Annotated in this window: 21 protein-coding genes and 1 pseudogene; 11 read left to right on the forward strand and 11 right to left on the reverse strand. The window is 67.4% G+C overall.

Features of this window, described 5'->3' with window-relative positions; genetic code table 11:
• Nucleotides 1-27 precede the first annotated feature (27 nt).
• From J5T34_RS13570 to J5T34_RS13585, 4 genes are all read right to left on the reverse strand, one after another.
• Nucleotides 28-1,884, reverse strand: coding sequence for a M61 family metallopeptidase (locus J5T34_RS13570; protein WP_208580208.1), 1,857 nt, complete (start codon nucleotides 1,882-1,884; stop codon nucleotides 28-30).
• 89 nt (nucleotides 1,885-1,973) lie between these two features.
• Complete coding sequence (locus J5T34_RS13575; RefSeq protein ID WP_208580209.1) at nucleotides 1,974-2,972, reverse strand: MDR family oxidoreductase; 999 nt, start codon at nucleotides 2,970-2,972, stop codon at nucleotides 1,974-1,976.
• Nucleotides 2,973-3,000: 28 nt separating this feature from the next.
• Nucleotides 3,001-3,792, reverse strand: coding sequence for a DsbC family protein (locus J5T34_RS13580; protein ID WP_208580210.1), 792 nt, complete (start codon nucleotides 3,790-3,792; stop codon nucleotides 3,001-3,003).
• 97 nt (nucleotides 3,793-3,889) lie between these two features.
• Nucleotides 3,890-5,191, reverse strand: coding sequence for a UbiH/UbiF family hydroxylase (locus J5T34_RS13585; protein WP_208580211.1), 1,302 nt, complete (start codon nucleotides 5,189-5,191; stop codon nucleotides 3,890-3,892).
• A 140-nt stretch (nucleotides 5,192-5,331) separates the two neighbouring features.
• Here J5T34_RS13585 and ychF point away from each other — a divergent pair, with 140 nt between their 5' ends.
• Nucleotides 5,332-6,423: a redox-regulated ATPase YchF gene (ychF, locus tag J5T34_RS13590; protein ID WP_150082573.1), complete on the forward strand. Its 1,092-nt coding sequence runs from the start codon at nucleotides 5,332-5,334 to the stop codon at nucleotides 6,421-6,423.
• A gap of 106 nt (nucleotides 6,424-6,529) precedes the next feature.
• On the opposite strand, the gene J5T34_RS13595 is transcribed toward ychF, so the two are convergent.
• Both J5T34_RS13595 and J5T34_RS13600 read right to left on the reverse strand, forming a co-directional pair.
• On the reverse strand, nucleotides 6,530-6,820 hold the full coding sequence (locus tag J5T34_RS13595) for a HigA family addiction module antitoxin (protein ID WP_208580212.1): 291 nt from the start codon (nucleotides 6,818-6,820) through the stop codon (nucleotides 6,530-6,532).
• 86 nt (nucleotides 6,821-6,906) lie between these two features.
• Nucleotides 6,907-7,902 carry a zinc-dependent alcohol dehydrogenase family protein gene (locus J5T34_RS13600; RefSeq protein WP_208580228.1) on the reverse strand — a complete coding sequence of 332 codons (996 nt, stop codon included), beginning with the start codon at nucleotides 7,900-7,902 and terminating at the stop codon, nucleotides 6,907-6,909.
• A 106-nt stretch (nucleotides 7,903-8,008) separates the two neighbouring features.
• Between J5T34_RS13600 and J5T34_RS13605 the strand changes: the two genes are divergently transcribed.
• Nucleotides 8,009-8,920, forward strand: a complete 912-nt coding sequence (locus J5T34_RS13605; RefSeq protein WP_208580213.1) for a LysR family transcriptional regulator — start codon at nucleotides 8,009-8,011, stop codon at nucleotides 8,918-8,920.
• Between the two features lie 10 nt (nucleotides 8,921-8,930).
• On the opposite strand, the gene J5T34_RS13610 is transcribed toward J5T34_RS13605, so the two are convergent.
• Nucleotides 8,931-10,217 carry an MFS transporter gene (locus J5T34_RS13610; RefSeq protein WP_432207669.1) on the reverse strand — a complete coding sequence of 429 codons (1,287 nt, stop codon included), beginning with the start codon at nucleotides 10,215-10,217 and terminating at the stop codon, nucleotides 8,931-8,933.
• Nucleotides 10,218-10,325: 108 nt separating this feature from the next.
• Between J5T34_RS13610 and J5T34_RS13615 the strand changes: the two are divergent.
• A pseudogene (locus J5T34_RS13615) lies at nucleotides 10,326-11,211 on the forward strand (LysR substrate-binding domain-containing protein).
• 439 nt (nucleotides 11,212-11,650) lie between these two features.
• Nucleotides 11,651-13,105, forward strand: a complete 1,455-nt coding sequence (locus J5T34_RS13620) for an ATP-binding protein (RefSeq protein WP_208580214.1) — start codon at nucleotides 11,651-11,653, stop codon at nucleotides 13,103-13,105.
• Between the two features lie 161 nt (nucleotides 13,106-13,266).
• On the opposite strand, the gene J5T34_RS13625 is transcribed toward J5T34_RS13620, so the two are convergent.
• Genes J5T34_RS13625 through J5T34_RS24120 form a run of 3 tightly spaced genes read right to left on the reverse strand, consistent with a single transcriptional unit; the run spans nucleotide 13,267 to nucleotide 17,122 of the window.
• Entirely contained in the window at nucleotides 13,267-14,148 is an 882-nt protein-coding gene (locus J5T34_RS13625) for a DMT family transporter (protein ID WP_347880652.1), read from the reverse strand.
• Nucleotides 14,145-14,636 (reverse strand): GDYXXLXY domain-containing protein, encoded by a 492-nt coding sequence (locus J5T34_RS13630; RefSeq protein WP_208580215.1) that lies wholly within the window; start codon nucleotides 14,634-14,636, stop codon nucleotides 14,145-14,147. Before J5T34_RS13630 ends, J5T34_RS13625 begins: the two co-directional genes overlap by 4 nt.
• Complete coding sequence (locus J5T34_RS24120; RefSeq protein WP_347880653.1) at nucleotides 14,633-17,122, reverse strand: DUF4401 domain-containing protein; 2,490 nt, start codon at nucleotides 17,120-17,122, stop codon at nucleotides 14,633-14,635. The genes J5T34_RS13630 and J5T34_RS24120 overlap by 4 nt, the downstream gene beginning before the upstream one ends.
• Here J5T34_RS24120 and J5T34_RS13645 point away from each other — a divergent pair.
• The gene (locus tag J5T34_RS13645) at nucleotides 17,022-17,789 is read left to right on the forward strand and encodes a 5'-methylthioadenosine/adenosylhomocysteine nucleosidase (protein WP_208580216.1); all 768 of its coding nucleotides are present in this window, start codon (nucleotides 17,022-17,024) and stop codon (nucleotides 17,787-17,789) included. The genes J5T34_RS24120 and J5T34_RS13645 overlap by 101 nt on opposite strands.
• A 20-nt stretch (nucleotides 17,790-17,809) precedes the next feature.
• On the opposite strand, the gene J5T34_RS13650 is transcribed toward J5T34_RS13645, so the two are convergent.
• Entirely contained in the window at nucleotides 17,810-18,055 is a 246-nt protein-coding gene (locus J5T34_RS13650; RefSeq protein ID WP_208580217.1) for a hypothetical protein, read from the reverse strand.
• 262 nt (nucleotides 18,056-18,317) lie between these two features.
• Between J5T34_RS13650 and hemA the strand changes: the two genes are divergently transcribed.
• From hemA to J5T34_RS13680, 6 genes are all read left to right on the forward strand, one after another.
• The gene (hemA, locus tag J5T34_RS13655; RefSeq protein ID WP_174109033.1) at nucleotides 18,318-19,622 is read left to right on the forward strand and encodes a glutamyl-tRNA reductase; all 1,305 of its coding nucleotides are present in this window, start codon (nucleotides 18,318-18,320) and stop codon (nucleotides 19,620-19,622) included.
• Nucleotides 19,623-19,755: 133 nt separating this feature from the next.
• Nucleotides 19,756-20,838, forward strand: coding sequence for a peptide chain release factor 1 (gene prfA / locus J5T34_RS13660; RefSeq protein WP_208580218.1), 1,083 nt, complete (start codon nucleotides 19,756-19,758; stop codon nucleotides 20,836-20,838).
• A 174-nt stretch (nucleotides 20,839-21,012) separates the two neighbouring features.
• Nucleotides 21,013-21,339, forward strand: coding sequence for a hypothetical protein (locus J5T34_RS13665; RefSeq protein WP_174109031.1), 327 nt, complete (start codon nucleotides 21,013-21,015; stop codon nucleotides 21,337-21,339).
• Nucleotides 21,340-21,442: 103 nt separating this feature from the next.
• Nucleotides 21,443-22,366 (forward strand): peptide chain release factor N(5)-glutamine methyltransferase, encoded by a 924-nt coding sequence (prmC, locus tag J5T34_RS13670; RefSeq protein WP_208580219.1) that lies wholly within the window; start codon nucleotides 21,443-21,445, stop codon nucleotides 22,364-22,366.
• Between the two features lie 136 nt (nucleotides 22,367-22,502).
• A complete protein-coding gene (grxD, locus tag J5T34_RS13675) occupies nucleotides 22,503-22,814 on the forward strand; it encodes a Grx4 family monothiol glutaredoxin (protein WP_006577774.1) in 312 nt (103 codons plus the stop codon).
• Nucleotides 22,815-22,830: 16 nt separating this feature from the next.
• The gene (locus J5T34_RS13680) at nucleotides 22,831-23,430 is read left to right on the forward strand and encodes a UbiX family flavin prenyltransferase (RefSeq protein WP_208580220.1); all 600 of its coding nucleotides are present in this window, start codon (nucleotides 22,831-22,833) and stop codon (nucleotides 23,428-23,430) included.
• Nucleotides 23,431-23,437: the final 7 nt, after the last annotated feature.

Raw genomic sequence — 23,437 nt, forward strand, 5'->3', positions numbered from 1 at the left:
CTACGGCAGACGGCGGAGGCCGGTAGCTTACTGGCCCAGCCAGCGCGCGCGCAATGGATGGCGGCCGCGCTGGCGCCGATCGTCGCCTTCCTCCAGCTGCAGCCGATATTCCGTCGCCGGCTCCGGCGCGAAGGTCACCGGCAGCACGTGCAGTTCGTCGCGGCGGAACAGGTGGCATGGTACGGTGTCGCCGGCGCGATAGCGCGCCAGCAGCTTGTCGAGCTGCCCTGCCCCATTGGGGGTGACGCGCAGCCCGTCCACCGCGGCCAGCAGATCGCCGGCCGACCAGCCGGCCGCCTGCGCCGCGCCGCCGTCGAGCACCTGCGTCACGCGCACCCAGCCGTCCTCGCTCCTGGTCTTGATGCCGAGCGCCGCGCCACGGGCGGGCTTGCGCGGTTCGGCGCGGATGCCGAAGGGCTTGAACAGGGCCGGCAGCGGCAGCTCGCCGGTGCCCTCGGTCCAGGTCCGCAGCTGCGTGGACACGCGTACGCCGGCCACCTCGTCGATCAGCGCATGCACCTCGTCCTCGGTGACGCCGCGCTGCACCGCGCCGGGCGTGTAGAAATCGCGTCCATAGCGCCGCCACAGCATCCGCATCACGTCGTCGAGCGAGCGGCGCCCATGGGTTCGGCTGCGGATGGTCAGGTCCAGCGCCAGCCCGATCAGCGAGCCCTTGGTGTAGTAGCTGACGATCGCGTTGGGCGCGTTCTCGTCCTGGCGGTAGTACTTGGTCCAGGCATCGAAGGAGCTGTCGGCCACGCTCTGCTTGGTACGCCCGCTGCCGCGCAGCACGCCGTTCCAGGTCTTGGCCAGCAGTTCGACGTATTGCTGCTCCGTGATGCAGCCGCTGCGCACCAGGATCAGATCGTCGTAATAGCTGGTGAAGCCCTCGAACAGCCACAGCAGCGGCGTATGCGTTTCGGCCTGCAGCCGGTACGGCACGAAGGCCGCCGGCTTGATCCGCTTGACGTTCCAGGTATGGAAATACTCGTGGCTGCACAGGCCAAGGAAGCCGCGATAGCCTTCGCTGCTTTCCGGATTGCCGCGCACCGGCAGATCGCCGCGCGCACACATCAGCGCGGTGCTGGCGCGATGCTCGAGCCCGCCATAGCCGTCGCCGGTGATCATCGTCATGAAGACATAGCGGCGATTGCTGTCGAGGAACGGCGCGCGTTCGCTGCGCGGCTCGAACAGCCGGATCTGCGCCTCGCAGATGCGCTTGAGGTCGCGGCAGACGCGCTCGATGTCGAGCTGCGGCACGCGGCCGGTGAAGACGACGTCGTGCTGGGCGCCGCAGGCCTTGAACGTGCCCATCGTGAACTCGCCCATCTCGACCGGGTGGTCGATCAGCTCGTCGTAGTCTGCGGCCCGATAGCGGCCGAAGCCGTAGCGCTTCGCGCCGCCGCGGCCAGGCGCCTCGGGCAGCGCCGTGGCGACGCGCCAGTTGCGATATTCCTCGCCCTGCGGCGGATGGATGTCGACGGTGCACGGCCGGTCCGCCTTGCCGTCGACGCACAGGAACACCGAGGTCCCGTTGAAGAAGCCGTGGGTCCGGTCCAGATGCGCCGCGCGTACCGACAGATCCCAGGCGTAGACCTCGTACGACAACGTCAGCGGACCGCGCGCCGGGTCGATCGGCTCGGCTTGCCAGGTGTGCTTGTCGAGCTTGGTCAGCGCCACCGGCTCGCGGTCGGCATCGCCTCCGACATCGGCTCGAATGCGCACGATGTTCCGTGCGAACTCGCGAATCATGTAGCTGCCGGGAATCCACGCCGGCAGGAAGAAACGTTGGCCGGCGGGATCGGGATCGTCCACCGTGACGGTGACCGCGAACAGATGCGCTTCGGGCTGAAGCGGGGCAATGGCGTAGTGGATCGGCTTCATGGCCACGATTGTAGCGTCACGGGCACGCGGGCCCGGCGCTGGGTCGGTGCCACGCGGTGTCGCCCCTGCGCGCGGCACCGCCTTCCACGTCAGCGATTGACGTCGACCACCACCCGTCCGCGCATGCCGCCGGCGATGATGCGCTGGCCCGCTTCGATCGCCTCTGCCAGACCGATCTCCTGCGTGATCGCCGCCAGCCGATCCGGCTCGAGGTCCTGCGCAAGGCGCGCCCACGCCTGCTCGCGGCGTGCCATCGGTGCCATCACGCTGTCGATGCCGTGCAGCGTCACGCCGCGCAGGATGAACGGCGCTACCGAGCCGGGAAAATCCATGCCCTGCGCCAATCCGCAGGCGGTGACCACGCCGCCGTAGCGGACCTGCGCGATGGCATTGACCAGCGTGTGCGAACCGACGGCGTCGACCACAGCGGCCCAGCGTTCCTTCTGCAGCGGCTTGCCGGGCGCCGACAATTCGGCGCGATCGATGACGTCGGCCGCGCCGAGCGCCTTCAGGAAGTCCGCTTCGCCGGTCTTGCCGGTCGAGGCCACCACGCGATAACCGAGTTTGCCCAGCAGCGCGATCGCGACGGTGCCCACGCCGCCCGACGCCCCGGTCACCAGCACCTCGCCCTGTTCCGGCCGCACGCCCGAGGCTTCGAGCGCCAGCACCGACAGCATCGCGGTATAGCCCGCGGTGCCGATCGCCATCGCCTGCTTCGTCGTCAACGACTCGGGCAGGCGCACCAGCCAATCGCCCTTCAGGCGCGCGCGCTGCGCCAGGCAGCCCCAGTGCGTCTCGCCGACGCCGTAGCCGTTCAGCACCACCTTGTCGCCGGCGCGCCAGCGCGGATTCGACGACTCCAGCACGGTGCCCGCGCCGTCGATGCCGGCCACCATCGGCCATTTGCGCACGACCGGACTGCGCCCGGTGATCGCCAGGCCGTCCTTGTAATTGATGGTCGAGTAATCGATCTCGACCAGCACGTCGCCGTCGGCGGGCAACTGCTCGTCCTGCAACGTCGCGATCTCCGCGTGGGTCGACGGCTTGTCGCCATCGGCCTGGGTCAGCAGCAGGGCTCGGAAGGTCATGGTGGTGTCTCCTCTCGTTATGCGTTCCTTACTTCTTCAGGCTCGACAGCTTGCGCTCCAGCGTGGCGACATCGGCCGCGCCCGGAATGCGTGTGCCGTCGGTGAAGAACACCGCCGGCGTTCCGGTGACATTGAGGCTGTGGCCGAGCGCCAGGTTCTCTTCCAGCGGCGTCTTGCAATTGCCGGCACCGCTCGGCGCCACCTTCGACAGCATCCAGTCGCGCCACGCCTTGGTCCGATCGGCCGCGCACCAGACCTGTTTGGCCTTGGCGGTCGAATCCGGCGACAGCACCGGATAGAGGAAGGTGTAGACCGTGATGTTGTCCATCTGCTGGAAGGTCTGCTCGATCTGCTTGCAATAGCCGCAGTTCGGATCCGAGAACACCGCGACCTGGCGGCTGCCGTCGCCCTTGCTCCATTTGATCGCGCGCGACAGCGGCAGGTCGGACCACTTGATGCGATTGACTTCGGCGAGCCGCTGCTCGGTCAGATTGGTGCCGCTGCGCGTGTCGAGCAGCTCGCCATTGAGGATGTAGCGCCCGCTGGCATCGGCGTAGACCAGCTGGCCGCCGATATTGACCTCGTAGAGGCCCGCGATCGGCGTCTTCTCGACGCTCTTGATCTCGGCCCGGCCGCCGAGCATCTTCTGCACGTTGGCCTTGATGCGCTCCGCGGTCGGATCGCCTGCGGCAAGCGCCGGATGCGCGAACGCGGCGGTGGCGAGCGCCAGCGTCAGCACGGCCACCGCGCGTGAGGCGCGCTGGGTCAGCACGTTGGACAGCGGGTTCGGGCGGGCGGGACGCCCGAGGGAATACGACATGTTGACTCCGGGTTCTGGTTGGCTCGGATGTGGGTGGACCGGGCGGATGGGCGGCAGTTGGGGTTGGATGCGTGGGACCGTACGATGGCGCCGGCGCTCAGCCGAGCGCCCGGCCGATCAGGAACCGCTTCAGCAGCGCCTGGCCCCCGACGGCACGCATGCCGGTATTGCGGACCATCTTTGCCAGCCCGCCCTGCAGCGAAAACAGCCGATGTAGACCATCGGTGGCGGCCATCAGCGACAGCAGATCGGTGGCGCGCGCGCGCTCGTAGCGGCGCAGCAGGCGCAGATCGCCCTCGTCGCGGAACGACTCTTTGGCGGCCATCACGCGGCCAAGTTCCGCGACATCGCGCAAGCCAAGGTTCATGCCCTGCCCGGCCAGCGGGTGCACCACGTGGGCGGCGTCGCCCACCAGCACCACATGCGGCTGCACGACGCATTCGGCATGCTGCAGCACCAGCGGGAAGGCCTGCGCGGGCGTCACGCAGCGCAGCGCGCCGAACTGGCGACCGACCGCACCGCTGGCCGCATCCATCGCCGCCTGCGCCAGCTGCTCCGGCGTCAGCGCGGTCAATTCGCGCGCATGGGCCTCGTCGGCCGACCACACCATCGACAGGTAATGGCCCGGCAGCGGGAGCATCGCCAGGATTTCGCAGTTGCACGACTCCTCGTCGGCCAGCAGCTTCGGCGGCGCGCCCAGGAACCACTGCCACGCAGTGGCGTGATGCGGCAGCTCGCAGGCGAAGTTCGCCACCACGCCCGATTGCCGGTAGCGCCGCGTGCTGACCCCGATATGGCACTGCGTACGGACCCACGACCGCGCGCCATCGGCGCCGACCACACAATTGGCGCGCACCCGCGCGCCGTCGGCCAGCGTCAGCGTGACGCCGAGCTCGTCGCGCTCGAAGCCGGTGGCGGCCTGCTGATACCAATGGACCTGATGCTGGAAGCGCAGCGCGGTATCGAGCACGCGCTCGACATGGCTCGATTCGATGATCCAGGCCAGCTCCGGCACCGCGGCCGCGTAGGCGGAGAAATGCAGATCGCCGGTCAGGCCGGCATCGTCGCGCGCGGCGGTGTCGTCGCCGAACACACGCATGTCGCGCACCGGCTGCATCCGCGCCGGGTCCAGCGCCTCCCAGATCCGCAGCCGGCTCAGCAGCGCCTGGGAACTGGCGGAGAACGCGTAGACGCGGCTGTCCCACTGGCCCTGGCCTGCCGCCGATGCGGGCGCTGACGCGGGTGCCGACGAATCGCCCGGCCGCGGCGCGATCAGCGCGACCTGCATGCCCTGCTGCGCCAGCAGCAACGCGCAAGTCTTGCCGACGATGCCGCCGCCGACCACGGCAATCTGGAAATGGGAAAACGAGGTCCGCGTGGACGCGCTGGCTCTGGTCATGGGGCGATTATAGCCAGCGGCTTTGATGGGTCACCGGCGATGCGGACGAGCCCCTTGGCGCGGGCCGTCCGGCCGGCCGGGCGGCGGGACGGCCATCCGCTAGAATACCGGCTTTGCTATCGCTTACCGCCCGGAACACCATGAGCCTCAAATGCGGCATCGTCGGCCTGCCCAACGTCGGCAAGTCCACGCTGTTCAACGCCCTGACCAAGGCCGGCATCGCCGCCGAAAACTATCCGTTCTGCACCATCGAGCCCAATGTCGGCGTGGTCGAAGTGCCGGATCCGAGGCTTAAGGCCCTCGCCGAGATCGTCAAACCCGAGCGCGTGGTGCCGGCGACGGTCGAGTTCGTCGACATCGCCGGCCTGGTGGCCGGGGCGTCCAAGGGCGAAGGCCTGGGCAACCAGTTCCTCGCCAATATCCGCGAGACCGACGCCATCACGCACGTCGTGCGCTGCTTCGAGGATCCCAACGTGATCCACGTGGCCGGCAAGGTCGATCCGCTGTCGGACATCGAGGTCATCAATACCGAACTGGCGCTGGCCGACCTCGCCACCGTCGACAAGGCGCTGGCCCGCTACGTCAAGCCGGCCCGCGCCGGCGACAAGGAAGCGCAGCGCCTGGTCGCCGTGCTGGAAAAGGCCCAGGCAGTGCTCGACCAGGCCAAGGCCGTGCGCACGCTGGACCTGGCGCCCGAGGAATGGGACGCGCTGCGCCCGTTCTGCCTGATCACCGCCAAGCCGACGATGTACGTCGCCAACGTGCGGGAAGATGGCTTCGAGAACAATCCGCACCTGGATGCCGTGCGCAAGTACGCCGAAACCACCAAGTCGCCGGTGGTCGCCGTCTGCGCCGCGATCGAGGCCGAGATCGCCGACCTCGAGGACGAGGACAAGGCCGTGTTCCTCGCCGACCTCGGCATGGAAGAACCGGGCCTGGACCGCGTGATCCGCGCCGGCTTCAGCCTGCTGGGCCTGCAGACCTACTTCACCGCGGGTGTCAAGGAAGTGCGCGCCTGGACCATCCACGTCGGCGACACCGCCCCCAAGGCGGCCGGCGTGATCCACACCGATTTCGAGCGCGGCTTCATCCGCGCCCAGACCATCGCCTTCGAGGACTTCATCGCCTTCAAGGGCGAACAGGGCGCCAAGGAAGCCGGCAAGATGCGGGCGGAAGGGAAGGAATATGTGGTCAAGGATGGGGATGTGATGAACTTCCTGTTCAACGTCTGAGGACGGCGAACGGATTCGCACATTCGCTTTCGCGACCCTGCTCGACAGCCCGGCCTTGGCCGGGCTGTCTTGTTTCGGCGTTCGCAGGAATGGTCGGCGAGGCCGCTCACGCAACCGGCTTGAACCGCCGCACATGCAGTCCATCGCGCCGCTGATCGACCTGCCACAAGTCATACGCGGCCTGATGAGCCAGCCATGATTCCGCACTCTTGCCGAAGGCCATTTCGAGCCGCACCGCCATTTCGGGCGTGATCGAAGCACGGCGGTTGACGATCTCGGACACCGTTTTCCGCGACACGTCCAGGGCGGCGGCCGCTTCGGTGATGGTCAGCTTCATCGGTTCCAGCCACAGTTGATGCAGGAGCTGGCCAGGATGCGGGGGGGTATGCATGCGCATGGTGCCTCTCGTTCAGGAATAGCCGACGGATTCGAAGCGAAGGAGCTTGCCCGAACGCGCTGCGCATCTCTTCCGAAAAACGTCCTTCAAACCCTCACCACCACCTTCCCGAACTGCTCGTTCGACTCCAGAAACCGGTGCGCCTCGACGATCTGGTCGAACGCAAATGTTCTGGCAATGATCGGCCGCAGTCCGCCCTCATCCAGTCCGCGCAGGATGAACGCCTTCGCCGCCGCGAGCCGCGCCGGATCGCCAATGGTTTCGTGCACCAGATACCCCCGCAGCGTCAGCGACTTGCTCAGCACGGTGAACAGCGGGAAAGGCGTCGGCGCCGGACTCAGGCCGCCGTACTCGATCAGCATGCCGCCGCGCGACATCGCTGCCGTCAGCGGTTCGAAGATGGGACCGCCGATCGCGTCGAGCACGACTCGCACGCCCTGCCCTCCCGCGATTTCCTTTAGTCGCGCTTCGAGGTCTTCCTCCTCCGAAGCGACCACATGCCGGGCACCGGCATCGAGCAAGGCCGCCCGCTTCGCCGACGATCGCGTGATCGCGATCGGCATGGCGCCGACCAGATTGGCGATCTGGATCGCGGCCAGGCCGACGCTGCTGGATGCCGCCGTGATTGCCACGACGTCGCCCTTGCCGAGCCCGGCGATATCGATCAGCGCGCCATAAGCGGTCAGATACGGCATCCACAGCGCGGCGGCAGCTTCCCAGGTCAACGAGCGCGGATGCTTGACGACGAGCTCGGCCGGAAAGCGGACCAACTCCCCATAGGCCGGCCACTGAACCATCGACTTCGGCGGCACGATGCTGACGGCGTCCCCCGGCGCCAAGCCCTCCACACCAGGGCCGACGGATTCGATCACGCCCGCCGCTTCGAGCCCGAGCCCCGAAGGAAAGGTCGGCGTCTCGATATAGCGGCCGGTCCGCAGCAACGCCTCGGCGCGATTCAGTCCGAGCGCCTTGACGTGAATTCGCACCTCGCCGGCACCGGGTTCCGGTACCTGGACCTGTTCGATGCGCAGGACTTCGGGCCCGCCGAACTGATGGAAACGGACGACGCGAGCGGTTTGCATGGCTGGACTCACTCCAAATGAATTGCGATGAATCCAGTATGATCCGCGGCAATAAACCGATAAATAGCCTCTTCGGCACAACGGCAGAAACCAACACTTTCGAATCATGGACCGTCTGACCAGCATGGCCGTGTTCGTCAAAGCCGTCGATCTGGGTTCCTTTGCGGCAGCCGCGGACACGCTGGGCATCACCGGTCCGATGGTCGGCAAGCACGTCCGCTTTCTGGAGGAGCGCCTCGGCACCCGGCTGCTGAACCGGACCACCCGCCGCCAGAGCCTGACCGACTTCGGGCGCGCCTATTACGAACGCTGCCGCTTGATATTGGCCGAGGCAGAGGCCGCCGATGCCTTGGCCGCAGACCAACTGGCCGAGCCGCGCGGCAAGCTGCGAGTCACGATGCCGGTGCATTTCGGCCGGCATTGCGCGATGCCGATCCTGCTTGCGGTGGCGCGGCAATATCCAGCGCTGGAGCTCGAACTGTCCTTCAGCGACCGCCTGATCGATCTCGCTGAAGACGGCTACGACCTGGCGATCCGCACCGGCAGTCTGCAGGACCGTGCGGACACTGTCGCGCGGCGGGTGGGACGTCAGCGCATGATCGTCTGCGCATCGCCTGACTACCTCGATCGACACGGCCAGCCGCGACAGATCGACGACTTGCGGCAGCATCATGCGATCGTCTATCGCCGCTCCGGGCCCGTCGCGCCATGGCTGTTTCCCCGAGAGGGAGGGCCGCCGCCAGAGCCGCCGCTCGAACTGCATCCCACGGGCCGACTGTGGCTCGACGACCTCGATGCGATTGCGGACGCGGCCACCGAGGGCATGGGAGTCGCATGGCTGCCCTACTGGCTCGTCCGCGCACGGATCCAAGCCGGCGCGCTGGTCCAGCTGTTGCCGAACGACCCGGCGTTCCTGTACGACGCCTATGCGCTATGGCTGCGCACGCCGCATCTCGCCCGCAAGGTCAGGCTTGCCGTCGACGCGCTGGCGGCGGAGCTGCCGAAGCGGATGGAATAGCGTCGGGCGGTCAGGTCCTGGCATTCCGCCCCGCGCGCGGAAACAGCGGCCACGCCATCGCCGCACACGCTCCCGCAACCAGCCAGACACCCGTCCAGCCGCTGCGGTCGAGCAGTTGCGGGATCGCCGACGGTGCCGCGAAGTACGCGACAAAGACCAGCGTATTGGCCAGGCCGAGCGCCGTGCCGGCACGCTCGGCGCCGGCCTGCGTCGCCAGTTCCGTGTAGGCGACCCCATGCCACGCGGACACGGCGATGCCAGCGAGCACGACGGCGACCATCGTCACCGCCGCCGGCACGCTGGTCCCCATCGCCGCGCAAAGCGCCAGCGGCACGAACATCAGGGCCGCGACGATCGTGCAATGACGCAGCCACGCACGGCGGTTGCCGCGCCGATCGGTATGACGGCCGCTCCAGATCCGCATTGCCATCGCGCCGACCTGCACTGCGCAGAGGGTGGCGGCGATACCGGACACGCCGACGTGCGCGGCATCGTGCAGGAATACCGAAGCAAAGCTGAGGATGGCGAATTGCGGCGCGCACAGGATGCCGATCGCTGCCGCGATGCGCCAGACCCGCATGCTGCGCAGCGGCCCGCGATCGCCTTGCGCAAGATGGCGCACGGTCGCAGGCTCGCTAGCCTGCGGCGGTTCGTGCAGCCACCTCCATGTCAGCCAGACCGACACCACACAGAAGGCCGCGAGCACCGCGTACACCCAGCGAAACCCGGCCGCGACCGCCAGCCACGGCAGTATCAGCGCCCCTAGCCCGCCGCCGAGCGGGACGGCGGTCTGGCGAATGCTCATCGCCAGGCCGCGCTCGCCCTCGGCGAACCATCGCATCACCGCGCGCCCGCTGGCGCCGTTGACGCTGCCGCCTGCCAGCCCGAGCAGCGCCATGCAGATCATCGCCAACCACAAAGGCGGCACGCGATCCGCTGCCGGTGCCAGAAACAGCGCCATCAGCGCCAGCGTCAGCGCCGTTGCGCCGAGCCCGTACAGCAGCACGCGGCGGTCGCCCCAGCGGTCGGCCGCCGCGCCCCAGGGCAATTCCGACAGGGCGGCGCCGACGCCCAACGCGCCGAGCAGCAGGCCAAGCCCTCCGTTATCGAGCCGATAAGCGCTGCGCAGCCATACCGCGGTGGCCGGCAGCCCGTTGGCTGCGGCGATGAAGCTCGCATTGGCGGCCACGCCGACGCCCAGCACTTTCCAGCGATGCGACGCGGCGAAGGTGGCAATGGGTTCGGCACCGGCGCAGGAAGGGCGGGAAGGAGGGGACAAGCAGACGGACTCGGCCACGACGGCTCTCCGATAAGGCAGTTGACGGAGCGCCAGTATTCCAACGACCATTCGTCGTGAAAATCGGAAAGTTTTGAACCGATTGTTTTGAATTTCCGGACGATTCTCATGGCGCTCAATCTCGATATCGCCGCGCTTCGCAGCCTCGTTGCGGGCATTGACCTCGGCAGCTTTGCCCGCGCCGCCGATCAGGTAGGCCGTTCCACTTCGGCCGTCAGCGCACAGATTCACAAGCTCGAGGACATGGCCGGCACGCCGCTGTTTCGCAAGGCGGGCAGGACGCTCGAGCTGACCGAGGCCGGGAATCTGCTGCTCGGCTATGCGCGCCGGATCGTCGCGCTGAACGACGAGGCGGCCGCAGCCGTGCGTGGTGTCGACCTGTCCGGCGGCGTGCGATTGGGGCTGCAGGAAGAATTCGGCGAGGCGACGCTGCCCGAGGTGTTGGGCCGGTTTGCGCGCGCATCCGAAGGTCCGCGTCGAGGCGATGGTGGCGCGCAATCACGATCTGTTCGCCCGCATCCAGGCACGGACGCTGGATCTGGCGCTGGTGTGGGGCGGTGCGAATGGCGCTGCCGCGGCAAGAGCGTCCGGCGCCGATATCACGCTGGTCGGCGAACCGCAGATGTGCTGGGTTGGGCCGGCTACGCTGCCCTGGCGCCTCGCCCCCGGCGAACCCGTACCGCTGGCCGTGTTCGACCGGCCCTGCCATTTCCACGACGCCGCTACCGCCGCGCTCGATCGCGCCGGCATTCCGTGGCGCGTCTCGTTCACCAGTCCAAACCTGGGCGGTCTATGGGCCGCCGCCGCGGCCGGTCTTGGTCTGGTCGTGCGTACACCTTACGGCTTGCCCGCATCGCTGCGTCAATTCGGCGCTGCCGATGGTCTGCCGCCCCTGGGCAAGATGCCGCTGATGCTGCTGCGCGCGCCGGGTCCCGCGTCCGAGGTATCGCAGCGGCTGGCGGACATCATGCTGGAGGCGTTGCGTCCGGTCTGAGCCCAGTGAATAGCTCATCTGCTCCTACGATGTGACCACGCGATCGGCTCGCTCGCTTCACCGACCACCGCGATGACGCGGCACTGATATCAATTCAAGGCGCGGACGCGCTAGGCCTGCAAATGCCCAACGTGTCGCTCAACTCGGCTTGCATCAATGCGCTGACCAGGTAATTCGGCCACGAGAAATGGGGCGAATTTCTACAGGACCGGACGTATTTTGCTGCATCCCAGTGTCCTCATCTCACTAAGCTTGCGGCTGGCCGACACGGGCCCTCCGGCCAATCTGCTTTCACACGCTTCCGCCATTTCGCTAGCACTCCAGACTGCACCGACCGCGCCTACGGTCAAGCCTTATGCAATGTTCGCTGGATCCCTCGTAAAGACCGGCATCGCGTGAAAAAGCACGTCCTTTTTCATCAACATCGCAAAGGTTGAGCATGAGTATTGAGCGCGATATTGCGCTAGTCGATGAGCTGCGCGCCCACACGAGCGAGACGCCGTGGCTCGAATTCAAGCGCAACAATGTCGATCCGGAAGTAATCGGGAAACTTTGTTCGGCTCTCTCCAACTCCGCGCGTATGGAAGGTAAGGACTGCGCGTTTGTGGTGTGGGGTGTCGAGAACGATGATCACACAGTGGCTGGTACGCATTTCGATCCAGAAGCGCAAACAGTCGGTGGTACAGCGCTACAACTTTGGCTTGCGAATCGCTTGCAGCCGAGCATTACGTTCACCTTCCGCGAGATTGCGCATCCCCAGGGGCGAATCGTATTGCTTGAGATTCCCGCAGCAACCGGCACTCCAGTTTGCTTCGGAAGCGTTCCGTACATTCGCATCGGAAGTGCTACGCCGAAGCTAACGGACTACCCCGGACGGTATCAAAAGCTGATCGAGTGCATGCAGCCCTATCACTGGGAGCACAGTATCGCGAAACGATATGCAAGCGGCGACGATGTGCTCGCACTCCTGGATTACGGCCAGTATTTCCGCCTAACAAAGCAGCCAATACCGGACAACCGCATAGGCATCCTCGAAAGGCTTGAATCCGAGCGAGCCATCGTCCGGGACGTCGGGGAGCGATGGAACATCACGAATCTTGGGGCGATTCTGTTCGCTACGCGCCTGAGCGACTTCTCACCCAGCCTCGCGCGCAAAGCCGTTCGATTTACCGCGTATGCGGGAAAAAACCGAGCGGCGATGGTGACGCATCGTTTCGATGGATGCAGCGGATACGCTGTCGGATTTTCACGTTTGCTCAGCTACTTGCATGACTTGATGCCGAAGAACGAACACATTGGCATCGCTCTACGAGAAGCGCATCCGCTGTTTCCCGAGGTGGCGATCCGCGAGTTGACAGCGAATGCGCTGATTCATCAGGACATGACCGTAACCGGCGCCGGCCCTCAAATCGAACTGTTCGAAGATCGCGTTGAGATCAGCAACCCCGGGGCGCCATTGGTGAAACCGGATCGCATGATCGATCTTCCCCCACGATCGCGCAATGAATGCCTGGCGGCATTGATGCGCCGCATGGGGATCTGCGAAGAGCAAGGCAGCGGACTTGATAAGGTAGTGAAAGCCGTTGAGGTCTTTCAGTTACCACCGCCGCTGTTTCGGGCGGAAGCGAATTCGACGCAAGCCGTTCTCTATGGACCTCGAAGCCTCGCGGAGATGACGCCGGACGAGCGGGTACGGGCCTGCTATTTTCATGCCGTGCTGAGGTTCTTGAGTGGCGACAAAATGAAAAACTCGACGTTATGCGAACGGCTGGGGATAGCACCGAAGAACGCCGCCCAGGCCACCACGGTAATCAATCGAACCTTGGAGGCCGGGCTGATCCGGGCCGCCGATCCCGCCCATCCTCGCGCCGGATATGTGCCTCATTGGGCATAAATTTCTTGATTGGGTTTTGATTCTGCGCAACCAAACACCCGCGCAAGCCACGTCGTCCCTTTAAAAATCAATGAGTTGGCGCTCGTAACGCCATCGAATTTTTCTTGATTGGGTTTTGATTCGAACGCCACCGCGACGCCGCAGATAGACGACGCAGAGCCTCACCCCGCCGCCCGCCGATACGCCATCCCCACCGCCACCCCACCGAGAACCGCGACCGACGCCACCACCAACCGCAACGTCACCGCCTCCCCCAACAGCACCACCCCACCCGCCGCCGCGATAACCGGCACGCTGAGCTGCACCAGTCCCGCGGTAGTCACCGCCAAACCGCGCAGCGCGACATACCAGATCGCATAGCCGAGCGCCGAGGCGATCGCGCCGGACAGCACCGCATACAGCATGCCTGCCGCATCGTGGCTCGCGCACGGCAGCGCGGCCAGATAGAGCGGCACGCAGCAGGCCGCAGCGCGCAGGAAGTTGCCGGCATTGGCGCGCACCGGATCGCGCGCGCCCTTGGCGCGGATCGAATAGATGCCCCATGCCGCGCCCGACGCCAGCATCAGCAATGCGCCGAGCAACGGCGGTGCCGACAGGCCGGGCAGCAGCATGCCGATCAGTCCTGCGACGGCAATCAGATAGCCGGCCGTCTGCACAGCATGAGGCCGTTCGCCGAGCCACAGGCCGCGGCCGATCATGGTGACCTGCACCGCGCCGAACAGCAGCAGTGCGCCGGTCGCAGCCGACAGTTGGACGTAGGCGTACGAGAAAAAAGTCGCGTAGGCGAACAGCGCCAGCGCCGAGCGCCAGTTGCCGGTCGACGCATCGGACGCCGGTTCCAAGCGGTGCAATACACGATGACGCAGCCGGATCAGCACCCACAGTGTGATGGCGCCCGACACCAGACGCACGGTCGTGAAGCTCGCCGCATCGATGGTGGTGTCCCGCAGCGCAAGCCGGCACAGCAGCGAGTTGCCCGCAAAGGCCAGCATCGACAGCGCGGTGCAACCGACCACCAGCGTGGCAGACGGCCGCGTGCTCACAGCGGATGCCCAGCCGCGTCGCGCAGTTCCACCAGCAGCGCCTGTCCGTCGGCATCGACGCGGAAGGCGCCGAATTGCGCGCCCTCGTAGCGGCGCGCCTGCCCTTCCTGGAAGAAGTAGGCGTCGGTCGAGATGCGGATCTGGTCCGTGCCCCAGCGTGACGGCCCCAACTGAAAGCGCAGCAGATGCTCGCCGACGACGAGCGGCTCGCCGCGATGCAACCGCACGAAGCTCGCCTCGCCGCGCGCATCGAGCCGGACCACCGCCGTGCGGATACGGTCGTCGGTGGTCTCGAGCGCGCGCAGGATGGGCGCGCCGATGGCGAAGTTCAGCGCCATATAGTCGCCCTGCATCAGCGAACGGGGGTCGACCGGTGCCAGCCGCAACAGCACCACGTCGCCGCGCGCAAGCAGCCTTTCCTTGCCGACCACGCCAGCGCCAGCGACCGCCAGCGTCAGCGCCCAAGCAATCAGGGTCCAGCGTTTCATCGGCCGCCCTCCTCTGCGATGTCGGCCACACCGAGCGCGGATCGCGGCCGCGACAGCCACGCGCGTGCCGCCAGCACGACGATGCCGGCCAATACCAACGTTGCGGACTTGATCGCCAGCGTCCAGTGCAGCGCGCTGTAGTACCAGATGAAACCCAGACCGATCGCGGTCAGGCCCAGCCCGAGCCAGGCAAGCGAGGCGCGCCGCAAGGCCAGTCCGGCCGCGAGCGCGCCGGCCACGACCGCGGGGGCGCCGATCATCGATGCAGCGCATACCGCGAGCACCGTTGCAAGCGCGGCACGCAAGCGAAAGGAAAGGCCGAGCCGGGCCGCTTCGACGATGCCAAAGCCGACCAGCAGCACCGCGAACAACGTGCCTGCGAGCCAATGCGGGACGCCCTGCAATGCCGGCTCTGCGACGGGTCCGAGCGGATGGCCGATGCCCGTCACGATCAAGGCGCCAAGCAGCCCGCAGAACAACAAGGCGTCCGCAGCCGGGCCTGGCCAGTGATGGCGTCCGAGTGCGGCGAGCCGTCCCTCGACTCCGGCGAACAGCGCGGCCTTCGCCAAGGCGATGGGCGCCAGCCAGGCCAGCGCCCAGCCCACCGCCTGCCAAGGCTTGGCCGGCCCCATCGCGATGGCGATGATCAAGGCGATCGCGACGGACACCATCGCCGCGAGGGCCGACAACAAGCGATGCAGCCGGTTGCCGATCGCCGCATAGACCAGCATCTCGCAGGCCGCGACCCCGCACCAGAATGCCGCGGTCTCGACCGCGCGGGCGCGGCCGAGCAGATCGGCAGCGGCATAGAACGCGAGCCCTTGTCCGGTCAGGCTGCTGGCCAGCGCGAATTGCTCGAAGCCGGTATGGCCGGCGCGCCGCCGGTAGAGCAGCGCGGCCAGCGCGATCAATGCCAGGCCGCAGCCGAGGATGGCGACGCTGTTCTCGCGCGCCGCCACAAAGACGGTGCCGAGCAGGAACAACTGGAAGAACACCGCGCCGAGCCAACCGGCCAAGCCGGTCAACAGGCGCACGGACCATGGCGTTTCGGTCTCGGCGGGCGGCGGCTGGCCTTCGACCGAGCCCTCGTCAGCCAGCTTGTGCCACAGCGTCTGCACCGCCGCCACCGGGCTCGCCGTCTCGATCCGCTGACGCGGCAGCGGCCCCTCGGCGGACGTGTCGGCAGACGTGTCGGCATGACCGCGATGCAGGCGCATCAACCACGCCGCAAACACTGCCGACAGGCCGAGGGTCAGCAGGCCCAGCAGCAGAAAGCCGCCGAATTCTGCGCCCGCCTTGAAGAGCAGGCGTCCGAGTCCCGCGACGATCAGCGCGATCAGGGACAGCGCAGTCAGGCTCAATACGAGCAGATCGACGTTGCGCCGCAGGAACCACGCGCCGAGTCCGAGCACGGCGGCCAGCGCGACGATCAGCATCGCGCCATCGAAGCGGTCGCCGAACAAGGCGCCAAGGCCAAGCCAGACCGCATGCGCGCAAGCCAGCGTCGCCAGCAGCCGCACGCCGCCCTGGCCACGCACGCCAAGGCGGGGCGCGCGAGCGGAAAGCCACAGCCACAGGGCCAACTGCAGCAAGGCGGCGGCAAGCAGCCACAGGCCCACCAGCTTGCCGGCCTCCATGCCGAACAGCAGCGTGAACGGCAGGCCGGCGCCAAGTTCGACGCTGAAGAAGCGCAACAGCGCGACATTGGCCAGCACCACGACCAGCCACCAATGCGGCGGAGCGTGCGCGGCCAGCGCCCAGGGCACGGCGAGAACCGTCCACCAGGCAAACAGTTGCCACGGGTCGGCGCCGGTCTGATAGACCTGTCCGATCACGGCCAGCAGCGCGCCCGTGACCATTTGCGCGCCGAACAACGCCGCGCGGCCGGGCGCGTCGCCGTCGGGCCGCCGCCAGGCGAAGGCCGCCAATGCGGTGATCAGCAAGGCCAGCACGCCGAAGCGGGTGAACTTGTGCAGGGCCTGCCAGTTGAAGGCGAAAAAGACGATCACGCCGGAGCCAAGCAGCGCCACGCCAAGCGCCAGCAGCGCCCGGTCCAGCCAGCGATGCCAATCGGCGAGCCCGGGCTCGGTAGCGGCCCAGGCCCGCCGCGCGGGCTGCGCCGCCAATCGCCCTTGCGTGCACCAGTCCGCCAGGGCGCGACGCTGTGCTTGCCGGAGGGTCAGACGAAAAGCTTGGCGATCAGTGGGCATGGAAGGGACGGCGCTCCGGAAAGGCGTTGGCTGCACTCTAGCAAAGCACCGTGGCGACCGCACGGCCAAAGGCGGCGCAACACGAAGCAGCGCGCCCCCGTGGCGCTGCCGGTATGCTGTCGGCGTTTCCGGCTCAGGCCGGCCCGTTGTCCATCCCGTTTCGATACCGCACGCCATGACTCTCGGCATCCTCGCCGCCCTGCACGACGAAATCGATGGCCTGATCGCCGCCATGCGCCACGACGACGCGCGTGCCACCGTCCACCGGATCGGCATGCGCGACTACTACGTCGGCGAGCTGTACGGCCAGCGCTGCGTGGTGGTGCTGGCGCGGGTCGGCAAGGTCGCGGCGGCGGCAACCACGGTGACGCTGATCCGCGAATTCGCGGTCGATGGCATCGTCTTCACCGGCCTGGCGGGCGGCATCGGCGCAGGCGTACAGGTTGGCGATCTGGTGATTGCCGACCGCACCGTGCAGCACGATATGGACGCGCGCCCGCTGTTTCCGCGCCATCAGGTGCCGCTGCTGGGCCTCGAAGCATTCCCGACCGATCGGGCGCTGACGGCCGCGCTGCGCGAGGCGGCACAGGCCTTCCTGACAGAGGATCTCGCCAGCGCGGTGCCGGCGCCGGTGCGCGCCCGCTTCGGCGTCACGGCACCGAATCTGCATCTGGGCATGATCGCCAGCGGCGACCAGTTCATCGGCGCGCCGACCACGGTGGCGGAACTGCGGGCGCGTCTTCCGGGGCTACTGGCGGTGGAAATGGAAGGCGCGGCGGTCGGGCAGGTCTGTCACGAATACGGCGTGCCGCACGCGGTCATGCGGACCGTGTCGGACCGGGCGGACGACAGCGCCCATGTCGATTTCCCGGCGTTCCTGGCCGACGTGGCCAGCCACTATTCGGAAGGGGTGATTCGGCGCTTTCTGGCGGCCCAGCGCTGAAGGCGGGGCGAGTTGCCGGCTCAGCGCCCGCGGCGCGCGAACAGCCCGGCCACCCCTACCAGCAGCGCGGCGCCCAGAATCGCGGCGGTCCAGCCGCTGAGCTGGCCGTCGATGAACCAGCGCAGCGCGCGCCCCAGATAGAAGCTGGCCAGCGCGCCGACGGCGCCCAGCAGCAGCGCCATCGGCACGGTCAGCATCGGCCCGCGCGGGTGCATCGCCCGCGCCACCAGTCCGACCACCATGCCCACCAAGAACGTCCCCAGCATCGCCCGCTTCCGTTGTCAGATTGCCGCGCTTGCCTGCCGCGCAGCGGCGTAACGATAACTCAACTCGGACCGGACGCGCACAAGCACAAGGCCCGGCCGGGCCGCGAACGCAAGGATCGCGCCCGGGCGGTATAATGCAAGCCGTCCCGGCGGCGCCCGGCACGGCCTGAACAGCCGGTGTGCGCGCCGCCATGCCCAGTGCAGGCAACGCTGCCGTGAGGCCGGAATGGCCCGCCAGCCGGACAGCGAAAGTCCCCAAACCATGCAACTGCTCGCGATCGGAATCAATCACAACACGGCACCCGTCTCGCTTCGCGAACGGGTGGCGTTTCCGCTCGAGCAGATCAAGCCGGCGCTGGGGGCGCTGCGCACCCAACTGGCCGGCAAGCGCGGTACCGAGGCGGCGATCCTGTCGACCTGCAACCGGACCGAGATCTACTGCGCCACCGACCTGGTGCTGTCCGGCTCCGAGGGCTTCGAACACACGCTGCGCTGGCTGGCGCAGCACCACAACATCCCGGCCGGCGAACTGGCCCCGCACCTGTACGCGCTGCCGCAATCCGAGGCGGTGCGCCATGCCTTCCGCGTCGCCAGCGGCCTCGATTCGATGGTGCTGGGCGAGACCCAGATCCTGGGCCAGATGAAGGACGCGGTGCGCACCGCCGGCGAGGCCGGCACGCTGGGCACCTATCTGAACCAGCTGTTCCAGCGCACCTTCGCCGTGGCCAAGGAAGTGCGCGGCCAGACCGAGATCGGCGCGCATTCGGTGTCGATGGCGGCGGCGGCGGTACGGCTGGGGCAACGGATCTTCGAAAGCATCTCGGGCCAGCGCGTGCTGTTCATCGGCGCCGGCGAGATGATCGAACTTTGCGCGACGCATTTCGCCGCGCAAAGCCCGCGCCAGATCGTCGTCGCGAACCGCACGGTAGAGCGCGGCGAGAAGCTGGCGGAGCAACTGGCCGCGCAGGGGCTCAATACCGAAGCGATCCGCCTGTCCGACCTGGGCTCGCGGCTGCACGAATTCGACATCGTCGTCTCCAGCACCGCCAGCTCGCTGCCGATCATCGGGCTGGGCGCGGTCGAACGGGCGGTCAAGCAGCGCAAGCACCGGCCGATCATGATGGTCGACCTCGCCGTGCCGCGCGATGTCGAGCCTGAAGTGGCGCGGCTCGACGACGTCTTCCTCTATACCGTCGACGACCTCGGCGCGATCGTGCGCGAAGGCAACGCGATGCGGCAGGCCGCGGTCGCGCAGGCCGAAGCGATCATCGAAACGCGGGTCCAGCATTTCATGCACTGGCTGGAAACGCGCAGCGTGGTGCCGGTGATTCGCGAACTGCAGGCCAACGGTGAGGCGATGCGCCAGGCCGAGCTCGAACGCGCGCGCAAGATGCTGGCGCGCGGCGACGATCCCGAGGCCGTGCTCGAGGCGCTGTCCGGCGCGCTGACCCGCAAGTTCCTGCACGGCCCGACCCATGCGCTGAACCACACGCAGGGCGAAGACCGCGAGGCGCTGCTGCGCCTGGTCCCCGGCCTGTTCCGCCACAGCAGCCACTCGGAGCGTTAGCCGCGCTCGCGGCGAGCGCCGGCGCCCCGCGCCGTCTGCAGCTCCGCTCCATCGCCGCCGCCTCGCCCGCGGCATCCGCCTCACAGGCGACGCTCCACCGACGGCCCCCCCCCGACGCCTCACCCGGATTCCCATGAAAGCCAGCATGCAAGCCAAGCTCGACCAACTGGCCGAGCGCCTCGACGAAGTCAACGCCCTGCTCGCGCGCGAAGACGCCACCGCGAACATGGAGCAGTACCGCAAGCTGACGCGCGAGCATGCCGAGCTGTCGCCCGTGGCCGAGCAATATGCGCTTTATCGTCAGGCACAGGACGATCTGGCCACCGCACAGGCTCTGCTCGACGATCCCGAGATGAAAGCCTTTGCCAGCGACGAGATCGACGCCGCTCGCGCCCAGCTGGAAGAACTCGAAGCCAGCCTGCAGACGTTGCTGCTGCCGAAGGACCCCAACGACGACCGCAACCTGATCCTCGAAATCCGCGCCGGCACCGGCGGCGAGGAAAGCGCGCTGTTCGCCGGCGATCTGCTGCGCATGTACACACGCTATGCGGAACGGCAGCGCTGGCAGGTCGAGGTCATGAGCGAATCGCCGTCGGACCTGGGCGGCTACAAGGAAGTGATCGTGCGCATTGCCGGCGATGCGGCGTTCTCGAAGCTGAAGTTCGAATCGGGCGGCCATCGCGTGCAGCGCGTGCCCGCCACCGAGGCGCAGGGCCGCATCCATACCTCGGCCTGCACGGTCGCCGTGATGCCCGAGGCCGACGAACTGGGCGAGATCGAGATCAATGCGGGCGATCTGCGCGTGGACACCTTCCGCGCCTCGGGCGCCGGCGGCCAGCACATCAACAAGACCGACTCGGCGGTGCGGCTGACTCACCTGCCGACCGGCATCGTGGTCGAATGCCAGGACGATCGCAGCCAGCACCGCAACAAGGACAAGGCGATGAAGGTGCTGGCCGCGCGGCTCAAGGACATGCAGCTGCGCGCGGCGCAGGCGAAGGAAGCCCACACGCGCCGCAATCTGATCGGCTCCGGGGATCGCAGCGACCGCATTCGCACGTACAACTTTCCGCAGGGCCGGGTCACCGACCACCGCATCAATCTGACGCTATACAAGATCGACATGATCATGGATGGCGATCTCGATGAATTGATCGGCGCGCTTTCGGCCGAACATCAGGCCGACCAATTGGCCGCGCTGGGCGACGACGTGTAAATGGCGGGCGAGATATTCGCTACGGTTGTTTTCCGCGGGCAAAATACTTGTATTTCTTGTAAATGCCTGAAACAGCCATGGTAACGACATGGTTGGTCGCTATAATCGGAAACGGCTAACCCGGCACAAATACCGGGCAAGTCTTTTCTCGATAACGGACAAAAGGACGAAATCATGAAGAAACTGCTTGCGTTGTTGATGGTCACCGCTGCAGTGGCTGCTTGCGGCAAGAAGGATGAAGCCCCCGCCTCGTCGAACGTCGAAAGCGCGATGGCCAGCGCGGCCGAATCGGCCAAGTCGGCGGCCAGCGACGCCGCCGCGGCTGCGGAATCCGCTGCCGACGCCGCCAAGGCCGCGGCCAGCAACGCAGCTTCGGACGTGTCCGCCGCCGCCGAGCGCGCCAAGGACGAAGCCGCCTCGGCCATGGCAAACGCCAAGGACGCCGCCAGCAACGCGGTCAACGAGACCGCCGACAAGGCCAAGGAAGCGACCAAGAACTAAGCCGTCGCCCGCGCCGTACCGAGCCCCGCCACGGCAGTGTGCCGGCGGGGCTTTTTCATGGCGCGGCGGTCATTCCCCGCTCGCCCGACCTTTCTCAGTTCCGATGACCGATTCCCCGTCCTCCGCACCGCTGCCGCGCGACACACTGCCGGCGCAGGCGACGCTGCGCGAGGCGCTCGCAGCGATGGCCCGGGCCGGACTGCCGGCCCTCGAAGCGCGCATGCTGCTGACGCATGTGACGGGCCTCACCCGCACGCAGCTGATCACGCGCGATACGCAGCCGCTCGATGCTGCCCAGCATGGCGCGCTGCTGACGCTGATGAACCGGCGACTGGCCGGCGAACCGATGGCCTATCTGCTCGGCGAGCGCGAGTTCTACGGCCGTCCGTTCCGCGTCAGTCCGGCGGTGCTGATCCCGCGCCCGGACACCGAGATCGCGGTGCAGGCCGCGCTGGCCCGATTGACGGGCACGCAGGCGCCGCGGGTGCTGGACCTCGGCACCGGCTCCGGCATCCTCGCGGTCACGCTGGCCTGCGAACGGCCCGATGCGCAGGTGTGGGCCACCGACATCTCGCCGGCCGCGCTCGACATTGCGCGCGCCAACGCGGCGGCGCTGGGCGCCGACAACGTTCGCTTCCTGGAATCCGACTGGTATGCGGCGGTGCCGGCCGAGGCCCGCTTCACGCTGATCGTCAGCAACCCGCCCTACATCGCAGCCGGCGATCCGCATCTGTCCAGCGGCGACCTGCGCTTCGAACCGGTCGACGCGTTGACCGACCATGGCGACGGACTGTCCGACCTCGCCACCATCGTTGCCGGCGCCGCTGCGCATCTCGAAGCGGGCGGATGGCTGCTGATGGAACACGGCTTCGACCAGGGCGAGGCGGCCCGGCGGCTGCTGCGCGAGGCGGGCTTTGCCGAGGTCTTCACCGAGCGCGACCTGGGCGGCAACGAGCGCTGCAGCGGCGGGCGCTGGCCGGGCGGCAGCGCCGGCGTATCGCCCCCGCAGCCCCGGTCCGAGGCCTGAAGCGGCGGCCCGAATCCGGTAGAATCGACCCGTTCCCGCGCGCCGCCCCTTCGGTTTTTCACACCATCGGCCGGCGCGCGTCTCCGACTCCATGGCGCGCGGTTCGCCTCAGCGCCAATCTTCCGAAGCGAAAATCATGAGTGACGTGCAACAAAAGATCGACCAGATCGTCAAGGGCCATCCCGTCGTGCTGTTCATGAAGGGCACGGCACAGTTTCCGATGTGCGGTTTCTCCGGCCGCGCGATCCAGATCCTGAAGGCCTGCGGCGTCGACGCGCCGATGACGGTCAACGTGCTGGAAGACGACGGCATTCGCCAGGGCATCAAGGAATACGCCAACTGGCCGACCATCCCGCAGCTCTACGTCAACGGCGAATTCGTCGGCGGCTCGGACATCATGATGGAGATGTACCAGAGCGGCGAACTGCAAACCCTGCTGAAGGGCTGAGGTTCTGGAGCCCGCGATGACCGCCGGGCCCGCCGCCGCGCCGCGGCGCGTGATCGTCGCGATCACCGGCGCCACCGGCGCCGTCTATGGCGTGCGGCTGCTGCAGGTATTGGGCGCGGTTCCGGACGTCGAGACGCATCTGCTGATCTCGCCGGCGGGCGTGATGAACCTGCAGCACGAGCTGGAGATCGGCAAGGCCGAGACCGAGGCGCTGGCCGATGTGGTGCACAACGTGCGCGATATCGGCGCCACGATCGCCAGCGGTTCGTTCCGCGCGCATGCGATGGTGATCGCGCCGTGCTCGATGCGCACGCTCGCCGCGATCGCACATGGCCTGTCCGACAACCTGATCACCCGCGCGGCCGACGTCACGCTGAAGGAGCGCCGCCGGCTGGTGCTGATGGTGCGCGAGACGCCGTTGAACCTGGCGCATCTGCGCAATATGACGGCCGTCACCGAAATGGGCGGCATCGTCTTTCCGCCGGTACCCGGCTTCTATCAGAAGCCCGATACCATCGCGCAGCTGGTCGACCATACGATCGGCCGCGTGCTCGACCTGATCGACGTGCCGCAGACGCTGGCGCCGAGCTGGGCCGGCCTGAACGGGCAGATCTGAGCCGCCC

It is taken from the genome of Cupriavidus gilardii (genome assembly GCF_017598945.1).
GTDB lineage: Bacteria > Pseudomonadota > Gammaproteobacteria > Burkholderiales > Burkholderiaceae > Cupriavidus > Cupriavidus gilardii_E.

Bases quoted from the DNA above. Each gene is read 5' to 3' on its own strand.
- J5T34_RS13650 (WP_208580217.1), bottom strand. From the start codon at position 18,055: ATGCTGGGGACGTTCTTGGTGGGCATGGTGGTCGGACTGGTGGCGCGG.
- J5T34_RS24120 (WP_347880653.1), bottom strand. From the start codon at position 17,122: ATGCCGATCCGGTGGACGGTGGCACGCGCGTCGTCGTGGCGCATGGCG.
- J5T34_RS13645 (WP_208580216.1), top strand. From the start codon at position 17,022: ATGACTCTCGGCATCCTCGCCGCCCTGCACGACGAAATCGATGGCCTG.
- J5T34_RS13580 (WP_208580210.1), bottom strand. From the start codon at position 3,792: ATGTCGTATTCCCTCGGGCGTCCCGCCCGCCCGAACCCGCTGTCCAAC.
- prfA (WP_208580218.1), top strand. From the start codon at position 19,756: ATGAAAGCCAGCATGCAAGCCAAGCTCGACCAACTGGCCGAGCGCCTC.
- J5T34_RS13605 (WP_208580213.1), top strand. From the start codon at position 8,009: ATGGACCGTCTGACCAGCATGGCCGTGTTCGTCAAAGCCGTCGATCTG.
- J5T34_RS13570 (WP_208580208.1), bottom strand. From the start codon at position 1,884: ATGAAGCCGATCCACTACGCCATTGCCCCGCTTCAGCCCGAAGCGCAT.
- J5T34_RS13665 (WP_174109031.1), top strand. From the start codon at position 21,013: ATGAAGAAACTGCTTGCGTTGTTGATGGTCACCGCTGCAGTGGCTGCT.
- J5T34_RS13595 (WP_208580212.1), bottom strand. From the start codon at position 6,820: ATGCGCATGCATACCCCCCCGCATCCTGGCCAGCTCCTGCATCAACTG.
- hemA (WP_174109033.1), top strand. From the start codon at position 18,318: ATGCAACTGCTCGCGATCGGAATCAATCACAACACGGCACCCGTCTCG.
- J5T34_RS13620 (WP_208580214.1), top strand. From the start codon at position 11,651: ATGAGTATTGAGCGCGATATTGCGCTAGTCGATGAGCTGCGCGCCCAC.
- J5T34_RS13585 (WP_208580211.1), bottom strand. From the start codon at position 5,191: ATGACCAGAGCCAGCGCGTCCACGCGGACCTCGTTTTCCCATTTCCAG.
- grxD (WP_006577774.1), top strand. From the start codon at position 22,503: ATGAGTGACGTGCAACAAAAGATCGACCAGATCGTCAAGGGCCATCCC.
- ychF (WP_150082573.1), top strand. From the start codon at position 5,332: ATGAGCCTCAAATGCGGCATCGTCGGCCTGCCCAACGTCGGCAAGTCC.
- J5T34_RS13600 (WP_208580228.1), bottom strand. From the start codon at position 7,902: ATGCAAACCGCTCGCGTCGTCCGTTTCCATCAGTTCGGCGGGCCCGAA.
- J5T34_RS13575 (WP_208580209.1), bottom strand. From the start codon at position 2,972: ATGACCTTCCGAGCCCTGCTGCTGACCCAGGCCGATGGCGACAAGCCG.
- J5T34_RS13630 (WP_208580215.1), bottom strand. From the start codon at position 14,636: ATGAAACGCTGGACCCTGATTGCTTGGGCGCTGACGCTGGCGGTCGCT.
- J5T34_RS13680 (WP_208580220.1), top strand. From the start codon at position 22,831: ATGACCGCCGGGCCCGCCGCCGCGCCGCGGCGCGTGATCGTCGCGATC.
- prmC (WP_208580219.1), top strand. From the start codon at position 21,443: ATGACCGATTCCCCGTCCTCCGCACCGCTGCCGCGCGACACACTGCCG.